Below are 14,782 nucleotides of genomic sequence, written 5' to 3' on the forward strand. Positions count from 1 at the left end.
GTCGTCGGCGTGTCGTCAGTGGCGCGGCGGTTCCGGCAACCGGGCCTCGTCCAGCCAGCCGGCGAAAAAGCCGGTCAGGGACTCCCCCGCCGACTGCTCGGCGAGCGTGACGAACTGCCGTGTGGTGACTGTGCCGTGCCGGTGCCGGGAGGTCCATTCCCGCAGCAGCGCGAAGAACACCTCGTCACCCAGCCTCCCCCGCAGTGCGTGCAGGGTCAGCGCTCCGCGCTTGTACACCCGTTCGTCGAACATCGCGGCGACGCCGGGGTCGGCGATCCGCAGGTCCGCGGGGGCGCCGGCGAGAAGGGAATGCCAGCGGCGCGCGTGTGCCCCTGCCCGCTCACCGCCTGACTCCTCCGACCACAACCACTCGGCGTAGGTCGCGAAGCCCTCGTTGAGCCAGATGTGCCGCCAGTCCGCGACGCTCAGGCTGTTGCCGAACCACTGGTGGGCGAGCTCGTGCACGGCAAGCCGCTCGTGCGTGCGCCGCCCGTCCACATGGTTCGCGCCGAAGACGGACATCCCCTGCGCCTCGATCGGGTCGTCCAGCTCGTCGTCGGCCACCACCACCACGTACTCATCGAACGGGTAAGGACCGAAGTAGCGCTGCAACGCGGCCATGATCGCGCCGTGCCTGCCGAAGTCCGCCGTGAACAGGCGCCGCAGACGCCCGGGCACCGCGGCCCGCTGGAGCACCCCGCCCCCGTCCAGTTCCACCTCGTCGTACTGTCCTATCTGCACACCCATGAGGTAGGTGGAGGTCGGTTCGGTGCGCTCGTAGACCCACGTCGTCGTACTGGCCGCACGTCTGCGCGACACCAGTTTTCCGGTCACGAGGACGGTGTACGGCGAGGAGGTCGTGACCGCGACCCGGTAAGCCGCCTTGTCCGCAGGATGGTCGTTGCACGGAAACCAGGACGGGGCGCCGACCGGCTGGCTGGCGACCAGCGCGCCGTCGGTCAGCTCGTCCCAGCCGATGTCGCCCCACCGGCCGCCGACCGGCCGCGGGTTGCCGACGTAGCGAACCTCCACGATGAACTCGGCATCGGCCGCGACGGGCCGTGCCGGCGTGATCCGCAGCTTCAGCCCGCTCCTGCCGAACTTCGCGGGCCTGCCGTCCACCAGCACCCTGCGCACGGTGAAGCCGGACAGGTCGAGACTGAACCGGGACAGCGCCTGTGTCGCGAGCGCGGTGATCCTGGCCCTGCCGGAGAGCCGGTTCGGCCCGATCCGGTAGTCCAGTTCGAGATCGTAGTGGCGAACCCGATAGCCGCCGTTACCGTGCCCAGGCAGATAGGAGTCGCCCGAGGTTTCCGCACCCGGCTCCGGCCGGACGTTCTTCGCCGTGCTCACGCGCGGCGGCCTCCTGCCTCCGGCCATGCCGAGATCGCGTTCCCGAGCCAGCGGGAGTCGGCGGGCACCGCATCGCCCCTGGTAACCAGCGAGCCTGGGCCGACCGTCGTCCGCGCGCCGATGCTCGCGCCCGGCAGCACGATGCCGTGCGGACCGAGGGTCGCACCGTCGTCCAGGGTCACCCGGTCCATGCTCATGATCCGGTCGTGGAACAGGTGCGTCTGCACCACACACCCGCGGTTGACCGTCGCACCCGCGCCGAGCCGCACCAGGTCCGCCTCGGGCAGCCAGTAGGTTTCCAGCCAGACCCCGCGGCCGATTTGCGCGCCCATGGTGCGCAGCCAGGCCGGCAGCAGTGGTGTGCCGCCGACCGAACCCACCAGCCAGGGCACAGCGAGGACCTCGACGAACGTGTCGGCCAGTTCGCCGCGCCAGACGAACGAGCTCCACAGTGGATGCTCGACCGTTCGGAACCTGCCGACCAGCAGCCATTTCGCCGCCGTGGTGACGGCGCAGGCCAGCACCCCGGCGGCGAGCAACACGGCTCCGGAGAGCAGAGCGGCCACCCAGATCCCGAAAGCCAGGTGCAGCGCCTGCAACGCGGCTGCGGTCAGCACGACCAGCGCGACCGCGCAGCAGACGGGAACGATCCGGCACAGCTCGACGGCGGCCCTGGCGAGCCGGAGCCGCTGCGCGGGCCGGAACGTGCGACCCGCGTCGGCGGCCTCGACGGCCCTGCGCAGGGGCATCGGCGGCATACCCAGATAGGAGGAGCCCTTCTTCGCCTTCGCCGGAGTGGAGGAAAGCACCCCGACCAGTCCACGTTTGGGGACGGAACGCCCGGGGGCGGTCATTCCGGAGTTGCCGAGGAACGCACGCTTACCGATCCTCGCCGGGGCGACGTGCAACCAGCCGCTGCCGAGTTCGTAGGTGGCGACCATGGTGTCGTCGGCGAGGAAAGCTCCGTTGTCCACAGTGGTCATGCTGGGCAGCGCCAGCAACGTGGAGATCTCGACGTCGCGCCCGACCCGCGCGCCGAGCAGGCGCAGCCACACCGGGGTGAAGAGGCTGGCGTACAGCGGGAACAGCCCGACCCTGGCCATGGCCATGAGTCGTTCGGTGGCCCACACCTGCCACGCCGTCCTGCCGTGCACCGGGTGGTAGCCCTCGGCAAGGCCGAGGCTGAGCGCGCGTACACCGGTCAGCACCAGCAGCGCGTAGCCGACGAGGTAACACAGGGCCGCCACGGGCGCGAAGGCGAGCGCCGAGCCGAGCGCGGAACCCAGGTCCGGCGTGCCCGTGACAGCGGCCGCGAGCACGACAACGGCCGGTACGGCGGCCAGCACCGGCACCAGGCCGAGCAGGACCGACGTGCCGCCATAGGTCCAGGCCCAGCGCCGGGACCTGGGTGGACGGCCGGGCGGCCACGCCAGTGCGTTCTTGTGTTCCTGCCGGGCGGGCGAGCCCGCCCAGCGCTGCCCGGCCGGTACGGCACCGAGCACCGTGGAGCCGGCCGCGATTTCCGCGCCCTTGCCGATCCTGACTCCGGGAAACAGCGTGCTGCGGGCGCCGACCCTGGCACCCGCACCGATTCTGATCTTGCCGATGTGCACGACGTCGCCGTCCACCCAGTAACCGGAGAGGTCGGACTCCGGCTCGATCGCCACGCCACGACCGAGTTTCAGCATTCCGGTGACCGGCGGCGGTGAGTGCAGGTCGACGTCACTGCCCACCTTCGCACCGAGCGCGCGGGCGTAGTGCGTCATCCAGGACGCCCCGGACACCCCGCTGGCCCCACTGACGTCCGCCAGCTTCTGCGCGGCCCAGAGACGCAGGTGCACCCGGCCTCCACGCGGGTAGCTGCCGGGGCGAACCCCGCGCAGCAGCAGGCGAGCGCCGCCAGCGGAGATCGCGATCCGGCCCGCGGGGCTGAACAGCAGCACCCACGCGACGACGAGCGACCACCACGGCACGGCCGGTGCCCACGCCGCACCGGCGGCCCCGGCAATCAGGGTGGAGACGCCCGCGACGGCGGTGGTCCAGCGCAGGCCGACCAGGGTCAGCATGGGGAGCAGGAGCAGGCACTGCAGCGCGCCGGCGCGGCGCGGTACCGGGGAGATCCGGCGCTGCTCGGTGGTCGCCGCGTCCAGAGCGTCGAGCGTTTTCGCCAGCGCGGCCAGCCGTGGGTTCTGGTAGATGTCGGTGACCGACACCTGGGGGTACCGAGTCCGGATCCGGGCGACGAGCTGCGCCGCGGTGAGACTGCCGCCACCGCTGGTGAAGAAGTCGGCCTTGCGGTCGGTCACCGTGACGCCGAGAATCTCGGCCCAGCCCTCGGCCAGCCAGGCCTCGGTCCCGGTGAGGCCCGCGGTGGTGCCCCGCATCGCGTCCGGCAGCGGCCACGGCAGTGCGGCCCGGTCCACCTTGCCGGAGGTGCGGGTCGGCAACTCCTCGACGACCGCGATCAGCGGCACCAGTGCGGCAGGCAGTCGTTCCCGTAGCAGCGCGGTGGCCGCGCGCTGGTCGAAACCGGTTCCACGGCCCTCGATGGTGGCGACGTAGCCGACCAGGATCTGGTTGCCCGCCGCCGTGGTGCGCACCGCGGCGGCCGCACCGGCCACTCCCGGCAGTGCCTGCAGCGCCGCGTCCACCTCGCCGAGTTCGATGCGCCTGCCGCCGAGTTTGACCTGCTCGTCGGCCCTGCCGATGAAGACGAGGCCCTCCGGCTCGGCCCGCACGACATCACCGCTGCGGTAGGCACGCCGCCACCCGAGGGCGGGCAGGCAGCCGAACTTCTCGGCGTCCTTGGCCGGATCCAGGTAGCGGGCCAGTCCGGCACCGCCGATGACGAGCTCCCCGGTGTGCCCCATGGGCACCGGTTCACCGAGCTCGTCGACGACGGCCAGCTGCCAGCCGAGCAACGGCAGGCCGATCCGGACGGGGCCCTCGCCGGTCAGCTGTGCGGCGCAGGCCACCACGGTGGTCTCGGTGGGCCCGTAGGTGTTCCACACCTCGCGCCCCTCGACGGCCATGCGCTCTGCGAGTTCGGGCGGGCAGGCCTCCCCGCCGAAGATCAGCAGCCGTACGTCGTCGAGCGCTTCGACGGGCCAGAGCGCGGCCAGCGTCGGCACGGTGGAGACCACGGAGATCCGCTGCGCGACCAGCCAGGGGCCGAGATCGACCCCGGTCCGCACCAGCGAGCGCGGCGCGGGCACGAGGCAGGCGCCGTGCCGCCACGCGAGCCACATCTCCTCGCAGGAGGCGTCGAACGCGACGGAAAGCCCGGCGAGCACGCGGTCGCCGGGACCGATCGGCTCGTCGGCCAGAAAGAGTTCGGCCTCCGCGTCGACGAAGGCCGCGGCCGAGCCGTGGCTGACGGCGACGCCCTTGGGCTTTCCGGTGGATCCCGAGGTGAAGATGATCCAGGCGTCGTCACCAGGGCCTGCCCTGCCCTGGCGGCCGCCAGGGGCGGTCGAGCGCGCCGTCAGTGTGCCGCCGTCACCGACGACGGCGCAGACGCCCGCCTCACCGAATACGAGGTCGGCCCGTTCCTGCGGGTCGTCGGCGTCCACCGGCACATACGCCGCGCCTGCGGCGAGCACCGCGAGGATCGCGACGTAGAGCTCGGCGGTCCCGGACGAGACGCGCACGCCCACCCGGTCCCCGATACCGACTCCGGCCGCCGCCAAGCGTGCCCGGACGCTGTCGATCTCGTCGGCCAGCGCCCGGTAGGTGAGCACCGTGGTGCCGTCGTCGATCGCCGCCGCCCCCGGCCACCGCGCCGCGGTGGCCCCGAGGATGTCGAGCAGGGTGCGCTGGGCCGGCGCGATTCCGGACCAGTAGAGCGCACGGTCGGTGGACGGGACGAGCGTGGTGGCCGGAGCGAACTCCGGTTCGGCGACCAGGGTCATCGGACCGCCGCGCACACCGTGTACCGCACAACCCGGACAGTCCTGTAGCCCATAACTCACCCTCACTGCGGAGTAGCTCGGAGTCGATCGGGCCGGTCCTCAGCGGTGGGGCGCCCGTAACAGTGATCCAGAATACGCCAGGTGAACAAAAGATTGCGCCAGGGTCTCAAACGAGTGCCCAACCTCACCCGCGCAGATGGTCTGAGCGTCTGCAAGTACCACCAAGCAGGGTCAAACTCGTCGCCAACCGCTACCAAGCCGGCGCGGCGCCGACCAGGCTTGGTAGCGGTTGAGGGAGAAGTCGATCTTGCTTGGTGGTACTTGCAGACGCACCAGACGAGTGCGGGAGGGCTGGGGTGCCGATGGCGGTGGCCGTCAGCGCGCCTTGCGGGGCTTCTTCTCGCGGACGCGGACGTTGATCCGGACCGGGCTGCCCTCGAAGCCGAACCGCTCACGGAACTTGCGCTCGATGAACCGGCGGTAGCCCGACTCGAGGAAACCGGTCGCGAACAGGACCAGCGTCGGCGGCCGGATGCCTGCCTGCGTCGCGAAGAGCACCTTCGGCTGCTTGCCACCACGCACCGGTGGCGGGGTCGCGGCGATCAGGTCGGCCAGCCAGCCGTTCAGCTGCCCGGTCGGCACCCGCTGGTCCCATGAGGCCAGCGCGGTCCGCAGCGCGGGGGCGAGCTTGCGCACCGAACGCCCGGTGAGCGCGGAGATGTTCACCCGCTCCGCCCACGGCACGCGGACCAGACCGCGTTCGAGCTCGCGCACCATCTGGTACCTGCGTTCCTCGTCAACGAGGTCCCACTTGTTGAAGGCCAGCACGCACGCGCGCCCCGCCTCCACCACCATGGTCAGCACCCGCAGGTCCTGTTCGGACAGCGGCTCGCTCGCATCGAGCAGGACGATCACCACCTCCGCCGCGTCGATGGCGGTCTTGGTGCGCAGCGAGGCGTAGTACTCCGCGCCACTGGCGGTCTGCACCCGCTTGCGCAGGCCCGCGGTGTCGACGAAGCGCCAGGCCTCCCCGTCCAGTTCGACCAGCGAGTCCACCGGGTCGACCGTGGTGCCCGCGACCGCGTCGACCACGGAGCGCTGCTCCCCCGCCAGCTTGTTCAGCAGGCTGGACTTGCCGACGTTGGGCTTGCCGACCAGCGCGACCCGGCGTGGCCCCGCGACCCGGTCGCCGTCGCGCGGCGCCTCCGGCAGCGCGGCGACGATCGCGTCGAGCAGGTCCCCGGAGCTGCGGCCGTGCAGCGCGCTGACCGCGTGCGGCTCCCCGAGCCCGAGCGACCACAGCGATGCCGTGTCGGCGAGCAGCCGGTCGTCGTCGACCTTGTTCGCCGCCAGCAGCACCGGGCGCTTCGAGCGCCGCAGCACCCGGGCGACGGCCTCGTCCGTCGTCGTCGCGCCGACCGTGGCGTCGACGACGACCAACACCGCGTCAGCCGTGTTCATGGCCATCTCGGCCTGGGCGGCCACCGCACCCTGCAACCCTGTCGCGCCGGGTTCCCAGCCGCCCGTGTCCACCACGGTGAAGCGCCTGCCGCTCCACAGCGCGTCGTAGGCCACCCGGTCCCTGGTCACGCCGGGCACGTCCTGAACGACCGCCTCCCTGCGGCCGAGGATCCGGTTGACCAGTGTGGACTTACCGACGTTCGGCCTGCCGACGACGGCGAGCACCGGCTGCGCCAGCTGGGTCTCCTCGGCGTCGGTGTCCGCGTCGATCTGCTTGTCGAGTTCGGTGAACTCGGACTCGTCGGACCACGAGCCATCAACCTCGGTCATGCCTTCTCTTTCCCATCGCGCGCGATTCACGCTCGCGCTCGTCGTCAAGCGTGTGCACAAGGCGGGCCAGTTCCGTGCGCAGCCGCTCGGTGGCCTCCTCGAGGCCTGCCCTTCCACGGCCCACCCGCACGGTGAACGGCTCTCCCACCAGCAGATCCACCGCAGGCCGGAACCGACGGCGGGTGCCCTCCGGCCGCAGTGTGCCCCGTGTCGCCACAGGCAGCACGGCCGCCCCCGACGTGCGGACCAGCCACGCGGCCCCGCGTTCGGCGCTGGCGACGTCGCCCGCACCGCGGGTGCCCTCGGGGAAGACCCCGACGACACCGCCCCCGCGCAGCACCTCGACGGCCGTCAGCAGCGGTGCGCGGTCCGGGACTCCCCTGCGCACCGGCACCTGGCCGATCCGGCGCAGGAACCAGCCGAGTACACCGCGGAAGAGTTCCTCCTTGACGAGGAACACCGAACGGCGCGGTAACATTCCGAAGATCAGCTGGGGTTCGATCATCGTGCTGTGGTTGGCGACCAGCACCAGTGGTCCGCTGCGCGGCACCCGCTCGAGGCCCCGCGCCCGCAGCCGGAAGGCGGGCCGGACGACGTGGCGCGCGATTCGTCTGCCCAAATCGTGCAGCCGGAGCGAGGATCCCTCCGGCAACTCGGCCGCCCCGTGCGCGGCCGCCGGCGCCGGGTCAGCTGTCACGACGCGCTCTCCGCCGCTCCACGTAGCAGTCCACGCCTGCTGGCCAACTCGCTCAGCGCGACGATCACCTGATCGATACTGAGGTCGGAGGTGTCCACCTCCACCGCGTCCCCCGCGGCCCGCAGCGGTGACGTCGAACGGGTGGAGTCGAGGCGGTCCCTGCGGTCCACGGAGGCGCGCGCGGCGGCCACCGTGACCTCACGGCCCGCGGCGGAGTCCTGCGCGCTGCGCCGGGCGGCGCGGATCTCCGCCGAGGCGGTCAGATAGACCTTGAGCTCGGCGTCCGGGGCGACGACCGTGCCGATGTCCCGGCCCTCGACCACGATGCCACCGACGTCGGCGATGACGTCCGCGATGACCCTGCGCTGCTCGGCGACGAGCACTTCACGCACGCGAGGGACCGAGGACACCGCCGACACCGCGGCGGTGACGTCGGCGAGGCGGATCTCCCTGCCGACGTCCTCCCCTTCGAGCAGCGCGGACGGCCGGTCGGGGGTGGTTCCCACGCCGATCCGGACCCGGTCAACCAGCGCCGCGACCGCGACCGCGTCGGCCGGATCCACCCCGGCGCGCAGCACCGCGAGGGTGATGATCCGGTACATGGACCCGGTGTCGAGGTAGCCGGAGTTCAGCCGGGTGGCGAGGGTTCGTGCCACCGTGGTCTTACCGGTTCCCGAAGGCCCGTCCAGTGCGACCACTCCGCGTAGGGCTCCCGCCACCGACCGCTCTCCTTGCCGTATCACCTGTGTTTGTCAGCCCGCGGACGGCCTGGCGCCTTCCGGCGCGCCCAATCCGTCCGCGGTCGTCCATTCTGCCTGGCGATGCTGGCCGAGCGTCAGTCGGTGCCCGAACCGCGCTGTTCGGCGCGCAACCGTTCGTCGAGTTCGTCGACGGTCAACGTGGAGCGGTCGATCGCACTGGTGCGGTACGCGGCCCGGCCGAACAACTGTGCCAGGACGGGCGCGGTCATCACCTGGAAGATCGCCACGAGTGTGATTCCGGCGGCGTACTCCGGTTTCACCCGGACGGCCGCGCCGGCCAGGATCAGCAGCAGACCGACGGTCTGCGGTTTCGTCGCGGCCTGCAGGCGGGTGGGAACATCGGGAAAACGCAGCACCCCGAGCGCGCCGATGAGGCAGAACAGCGCTCCGGCCAGCAGGAAGACAGCGGCGAGTACGTCCCTGACGATCATCGGTACTCCTCCCAGCGCTCGACCAGCCGGATCGCGGCGATCGAGCCGACGAAGGCCAGTAGTGCCACCGTGATCAACAACGCGATGTTGAAACCCTTGAGTGAGCTGGCGATGCCGACCGCCACTCCGGCCACGATGAGCACGAGGAGTACGTCCAGCGCGAGAATCCGGTCCAGCGTGCGCGGCCCCTTCGCCAGTCGCAGTATGGCGAGCACACCGGCCGCCGAGAGCAACCCGAACGTGATCGTGAAGACAACGGTCACGGCTCCTCCTCGAAAGACTCCGAAGACGACGGCGGCGACGACGACGCCGTGGTCGCCGGGTTCTCCTTCCGGGCGCGGTGCGCCCGGTCGGCGCGCTCGCGCAGGTCGCGTATCTCGTCCGCGCCGCCGAGCGCCCTGAGCACCCGCACCTGCAGTTCGACCACCTGGTGGTAGGCACTGGCCACGTCCCCGTCCGACCGCGCTCCCAACAAGTACACGTAGAAGATCCCGCTCCGCCGGTCGATCTGCAGCACGAAAGTGTCCGGGGTGAGCGACACGAGGTTCGCCGACGCGACGACCACGTGGTCGGCTTCGGCGAGAATCGGCACCGCGAACACGGCGGATGCCGTCTTCCGTCCGTAGCGCAGGACCTCCCAGCTCGCGCCCACCGCCGAGGTCAGCAGGTCCCACACCGTGTAGCCCACCAGCATGAGCAACCGCAGCGGGCGCGCGAAGACCCCGGAGCGGGTGGGCAGCGGGAACAGCAACAGGGTGGCGACCGCGACGATCACGCCGAAGAGCACGACGACGGGGCTCAGCTTGCCCCAGAGCAGCACCCAGACGACGAACAGCCAGATCAGCAGTGCCAGGGAGAACCGTTGCCTCATCGGACACCTCCGACGCCGAGTACCGCCGTGCGATACGGGTCGCCGTCGAGCAGGTCCACCGCCGCCCGCTCGCCCACCCCGGACAACGGTCCGGCCAGTACGGCGATCGCCACCCCGGCCACCACGAGGCCCGCCGCGGACAACAGCATCGGCTTCGAGGTCCTCGCGGTGCCCACCGCCAGCTCGTCCTCAGGGTCCGGGTCGGGGACCGGCGCACGCCTGGAGCCCCAGAACGCGCCCACCCAGACCTTGCCCATGGCGTACAGCGTCAGCAGGCTGGTCAGCACCGCACAGGCCGTGACGACGTAGGCCATCGGTGTCGCGAGCTGCGCCCCCGCCTGCAGCAACGTCACCTTGGCCACGAAGCCGGAGAACGGCGGGATGCCGGCCAGGCTCAGCGCGGGCACCGCGAACAACGCCGCGACCAGCGGGTAGGCCACGGCCACCCCGGACATGTCGCGGATGGAAACCGTGCCCGTCCGTCTCGTCACCACGCCGCTGACCAGGAACAACGTGGTCTGCACGATGATGTGGTGCACCACGTACAGAATCAGCCCGGTCAGGCCGGCGACCGTGAACAGCGCCAGCCCGAAGAGCATGTAGCCGATGTGACTGACCAGCAGGAACGACAGCAGCCGGTTGATGTCGTTCTGCGCTATCGCGCCGAGAGCGCCCACCAGCATCGTCAACAGCGCCAGGGCGAGCAGCGGGGTCCAGCTCGAGCCGCTGTCGAACACGAGTGTCTGCGTGCGAACGAGCGCGTAGACACCGACCTTGGTCAGCAGACCCGCGAATACGGCGGTGATCGGCGCGGGCGCGGTCGGATAGCTGTCCGGGAGCCAGAAGTGCAGCGGCACGAGCGCGGACTTGATCCCGAAAACCACCACCGCGAGCAGCGCGAGACCAGTGCGCACGCCCGGTGGGAGTTCCTGCATCTTGACGGAGAGATCCGCGAGGTTCACCGTCCCGGTCGCGGCGTAGACCAGTGCGATCAACGTGATGAACAGCATGGACGACGTGAGGCTGACGATCACGTACGTCATTCCCGCCTGCACCCGTTTGGCGTTGGTTCGCTGGGTGATCAGCACGTAGGAGGCGGCCAGCATCATCTCGAAGGCGACGAACAGGTTGAACAGGTCACCGGTGAGGTAGGCGAGCGCGACACCCGAACAGAGCACCAGGTACATCGGGTGGAACGGCAACGATCGGACCTCACCGCCCTCGGTGATCCCCTGCCCGATGGCGAAGACGAGCACCGCCAGCATGACCACCGTCGACACCAGCAGGAGCAGTGCGGCGAGCCGGTCCGCGACGAGCACGATGCCGAACGGCGGCGCGTGCCCGCCGACCTGCAACACGAGTGGACCGTCCCCGTCGGCGAGTACCAGCAGCACCGTGGCGATGCCCGCCACCGCGGCGAGCACCGACACACCGAGCAGCCGTTGCACCACCTGTGACCGGCCCGCGGCGAGGGACAGGCCCGCGGCCAGCAACGGCAGCAGGACCGGCAGGGCGACGAGCGTCGTCATGACGTCTCCCGTGGCGGTGCCGTCCCCCGGCCCGCGGCCGTTCCCGTCTCCTCGGGCTCCTCCTGCTCGTTGCCCCAGTCCTCCGCCATGCTCCGGATCCGGTGATCCTCAAGATCGTCCTGGACCTGGTCGTGCCCGCGCAGCACCCACGACCGGTAGGCGAGCGCGAGCAGAAACGTCGTCGTACCGAAGGTGATGACGATCGCCGTCAGCGCGAGCGCCTGGGGCAGTGGATCCGCCATGGCTCCCGGCGCCACGGAACCGACGAACGCGGGCGCACCGGACGGACCCCCGGCGACCTGGAGGAACAGGTTCGTGCCGTGCCCGAGGATCACCAGACCCAGCACCACGCGCATCAGCGAGCGCTGCATGATCAGGTAGAAGCCGACCGAGTACAGCACCGCGAGCACGGCCGCCATGATGATGTTGATCGTCACCGTGGCCCCTCCTCCTCGGCCCGCTGATCGCCGTCCCGCCTGGTTTCGCGCACCTGTTCCTCGAGTTCCCTGGTCTCGATGCCCGCGCCGAGTGTGCGCAGTAGTTCCAGGACCGCGCCGGTTACCAGCAGGTAGATCCCGGCGTCGAAGACGACGCTGCTGGGGAGCTCGAGTTCACCGAGCAACGGTGGGTGAGCGGTCCAGATCTCGCTGGACAGGACCGGCCCGCCGAACGCGACGGGGGTCAGCGCGGTGAGGACCGCGAGGCTCAGGCCTGCGCCCATCACGACGGGCGGGCTGATCCGGACCGCTGCCGCCAGTTCCTCACTGCCTCCCGCGACATAGCGGAGCACGAAGGCCAGGCCGGCGACCAGGCCACCGGAGAAGCCGCCTCCGGCGTCGTGGTGCCCAGCGAACAACAGGTAGATCGAGACGACGAGCACCGTGGGGAACAGGATCCGGATGCTCACCTCGAGCAGCAGCGACCGCCGCCAGCCGTGGCGGGTCTGCCCGGCCAGCAGCCAACGCTGTGCCGGCTGGTCCCACTGACCCCACAGCCCCTGTTCCGCGGGGGTGTCCGCATCCTGGTTCATGACCTCGCGTCCTCCTCCTGCCGGGCCTCGCTCCCGGCCTCGGGAACCCGCCTTCGGCGACGCGACCGCGCGGCGAGACCCAGGCTCGCCACACCGGTCGCGGTGACCAGCAGGACGGTGATCTCGCCGACCGTGTCCAGCGCCCGGAAGTCGACGAGGATCGCGTTGACGACGTTGTGCGCGCCCGCCTCGGGTTCGGCTCTCGCGATGTACTCACGGCTTGCTTCCAGCGGCTGCTCGCGAACCGTGGAGAACAACACCGCGGCGGTTGCGACGAACAGCCCGCCGGTCACGGCCACGGTTCCCTTCAGCCAGCGCCTGCTCGGGACGGGTCTCCTGCCCTGGGTGAACGACGGCGGAAGTCGGCGCAACACCAGCACGAAGATCACCAGCGTGAGTGACTCCACCAGGAACTGCGCGAGGGCGAGGTCGACCCCGCCGTACACCACGAACAGCCCACCGATGCCGTAGCCGACCATGCCGGTGAGCAGCACCGCGGTCAGCCTCCGCCGGGCCATCGGCACGGTCACCGCGGCGATGAGCACCGCGGCGGCGAGCGGCAGTTGCAGCCAGGAGTCGAACCAGCCCATGTCCGAGGGCCAGACGACGCCGGCGAACAGGCCCGCACTCGGCAGGACGATCACCGTGATGAGGATGATTCCGAGGTAGGCGGGCAGGGAGCCGGTCTGCACCCTGCCGGTGACGCCGTGCGCGGTCCGGTCGAGTGCGGAGACCGTGCTCCGGTAGCCGTGCTGTGCGTCCAGGGCCTTCGGCAGCAGATCTGCGTCCCACCAGGGGAAGCGGCCGTGGGCATGGATCAGGTAGCCGCCACCGAGGATGATCGCCGAAAGCAGCAGCGGCAGGGAGAAGCCGTGCCACAGCGCGAGGTGGTACGGCTCGGTACCGGCCGGATACGCCTCGGCGTATCCGGCGGCCAGTGGCTCGACCCAGCCCACGACCAGGCCGAACACCAGGGAGGCCGCGACCGGGACCAGTACCGGTGCCGTGAAACCCCAGCCGGGCGCCGATACCCGCACGGCGTCGACCCCGCGCTTCGTGCCGAAGGCGCCCACGACGAACCGCAGGCTGTAGGCGACGGTGAACAGCGAGCCGAGCACCAAGCCCGCGAGGATCAGTAGCTCCCGGACGCCGCCGTGGGCGAACGCCTCCAGTGCCGCCTCCTTGCCGACGTAGCCCAGTAGCGGCGGGATGCCCGCCATCGAGGCCGCGGCGAGCGCCACCAGCAGGGCAAAGCCGGGCCATCGCCGGCCGAGGCCCGACAGCTCCCTGATGTCCCTCGTTCCCGCCCGTTTGTCGATCGCTCCCGCGCTGAGGAACAGCGCCGACTTGAAAAGGCCGTGTGCCAGCACCATCGCGGCCCCGGCGACCGCGGCGGTGTGGGTGCCCACGCCGACGAGCACGATCAGGAAGCCGAGCTGGCTGATCGTGCCGAAGGCCAGCAGCTCCTTGAGGTCGTGCTGGCGCATCGCCCGGACGCCGCCGAGCACCATGCTGCACAGTCCGACCACCACCACCGGCAGCCACCAGGCGGGCAGTGTGGCGAAAGCGGGGGCGAACCGGGCGACCAGGTACACACCTGCCTTGACCATCGCCGCCGCGTGTAGATAGGCGCTCACCGGCGTGGGGGCGACCATCGCGGCGGGCAGCCAGGGATGGAACGGGACCTGGGCGGATTTGGTGAACGCCCCGAGCAGGACCAGCACCACGGCGACGTTCACCACGGCACCGCTCGGCGGATCGGCCAGTATCTCCGAGATACGGAACGTCCCGGCGGCGTCACCCAGCAGGATCAGCCCCAGCAGCATCGCCAGTCCGCCGAACGTCGTGACGAGCAGTGCCTGCGTCGCCGAGCGCCGAACGGCTCTCGTGGCCCCCGCACCGCCGACGAGCAGGAACGAGCAGACCGTGGTCAGCTCCCAGAACACGTAGAAGGACAGCACGTCGTCGGCGACGACCAGCCCGAGCATCGCTCCGGCGAAAACCAGCAGCACGGTGGCGTCACGGCCGATCCCGTGCTCCCCCTTTGCATAGGACACGTAGTAGGCCAGGACCAGCGCGCCGATGCCGGACACCAGAACGATCATCAGCAGGGACAGGGCGTCAAGCCGCACGGTGAACTCGAGTCCGATGACCGGCGCCCACGCCAGCGACTCGGTGACGGGCTCCCCGTGGAGCACTTCGCCGGAGCGGGCGAGGGTGAGGACCAGCGTCGCGGCGGGAACCAGCGCCGCGACGGCGAAGGCAGCCCTGCCCCAGAAGCGAGCCACGACCGGCAGCACCGCGGCCACGAGCAGGTGCGCCGCGATGGCGATCAGCATGCACCTCACCCGCCGTTTCCGTTCCGTCGCCGCCGTTGCGTCGCGGTTGCCGTGGGCGACCGGGCCTGC

12 protein-coding genes are annotated in these 14,782 nt (G+C 70.8%); all 12 read right to left on the minus strand.

What is annotated here, in order from left to right:
- Positions 1-15: 15 nt before the first annotated feature.
- Positions 16-1,353 carry a M1 family metallopeptidase gene (locus tag BM199_RS12830; protein WP_245788316.1) on the minus strand — a complete coding sequence of 446 codons (1,338 nt, stop codon included), beginning with the start codon at positions 1,351-1,353 and terminating at the stop codon, positions 16-18.
- Positions 1,350-5,264, minus strand: a complete 3,915-nt coding sequence (locus tag BM199_RS12835; protein WP_091673276.1) for a Pls/PosA family non-ribosomal peptide synthetase — start codon at positions 5,262-5,264, stop codon at positions 1,350-1,352. The genes BM199_RS12830 and BM199_RS12835 overlap by 4 nt, the downstream gene beginning before the upstream one ends.
- 375 nt (positions 5,265-5,639) lie before the next feature.
- A complete protein-coding gene (gene der, locus BM199_RS12840; RefSeq protein ID WP_091673133.1) occupies positions 5,640-7,055 on the minus strand; it encodes a ribosome biogenesis GTPase Der in 1,416 nt (471 codons plus the stop codon).
- Positions 7,042-7,752 carry a lysophospholipid acyltransferase family protein gene (locus BM199_RS12845; protein ID WP_177242593.1) on the minus strand — a complete coding sequence of 237 codons (711 nt, stop codon included), beginning with the start codon at positions 7,750-7,752 and terminating at the stop codon, positions 7,042-7,044. Before BM199_RS12845 ends, der begins: the two co-directional genes overlap by 14 nt.
- Positions 7,749-8,450, minus strand: a complete 702-nt coding sequence (gene cmk, locus BM199_RS12850; protein WP_091673135.1) for a (d)CMP kinase — start codon at positions 8,448-8,450, stop codon at positions 7,749-7,751. The genes BM199_RS12845 and cmk overlap by 4 nt, the downstream gene beginning before the upstream one ends.
- Positions 8,451-8,587: 137 nt before the next feature.
- Positions 8,588-8,944 (minus strand): monovalent cation/H(+) antiporter subunit G, encoded by a 357-nt coding sequence (mnhG, locus tag BM199_RS12855; protein ID WP_177242594.1) that lies wholly within the window; start codon positions 8,942-8,944, stop codon positions 8,588-8,590.
- Positions 8,941-9,207, minus strand: a complete 267-nt coding sequence (locus BM199_RS12860; protein ID WP_091673137.1) for an MrpF/PhaF family protein — start codon at positions 9,205-9,207, stop codon at positions 8,941-8,943. The genes mnhG and BM199_RS12860 overlap by 4 nt, the downstream gene beginning before the upstream one ends.
- Positions 9,204-9,815, minus strand: coding sequence for a Na+/H+ antiporter subunit E (locus BM199_RS12865; RefSeq protein WP_091673138.1), 612 nt, complete (start codon positions 9,813-9,815; stop codon positions 9,204-9,206). Before BM199_RS12865 ends, BM199_RS12860 begins: the two co-directional genes overlap by 4 nt.
- Complete coding sequence (locus BM199_RS12870; protein WP_091673140.1) at positions 9,812-11,344, minus strand: Na+/H+ antiporter subunit D; 1,533 nt, start codon at positions 11,342-11,344, stop codon at positions 9,812-9,814. The genes BM199_RS12865 and BM199_RS12870 overlap by 4 nt, the downstream gene beginning before the upstream one ends.
- Positions 11,341-11,781, minus strand: coding sequence for a Na(+)/H(+) antiporter subunit C (locus BM199_RS12875; RefSeq protein ID WP_091673141.1), 441 nt, complete (start codon positions 11,779-11,781; stop codon positions 11,341-11,343). The genes BM199_RS12870 and BM199_RS12875 overlap by 4 nt, the downstream gene beginning before the upstream one ends.
- On the minus strand, positions 11,778-12,374 hold the full coding sequence (locus BM199_RS12880; RefSeq protein ID WP_091673143.1) for an MnhB domain-containing protein: 597 nt from the start codon (positions 12,372-12,374) through the stop codon (positions 11,778-11,780). Before BM199_RS12880 ends, BM199_RS12875 begins: the two co-directional genes overlap by 4 nt.
- Positions 12,371-14,713, minus strand: coding sequence for a hydrogen gas-evolving membrane-bound hydrogenase subunit E (mbhE, locus tag BM199_RS12885; protein ID WP_091673144.1), 2,343 nt, complete (start codon positions 14,711-14,713; stop codon positions 12,371-12,373). The genes BM199_RS12880 and mbhE overlap by 4 nt, the downstream gene beginning before the upstream one ends.
- Between the last annotated feature and the right edge of the window lie 69 nt (positions 14,714-14,782).

The organism is Amycolatopsis marina (assembly GCF_900111885.1).
Classification (GTDB): domain Bacteria; phylum Actinomycetota; class Actinomycetes; order Mycobacteriales; family Pseudonocardiaceae; genus Amycolatopsis; species Amycolatopsis marina.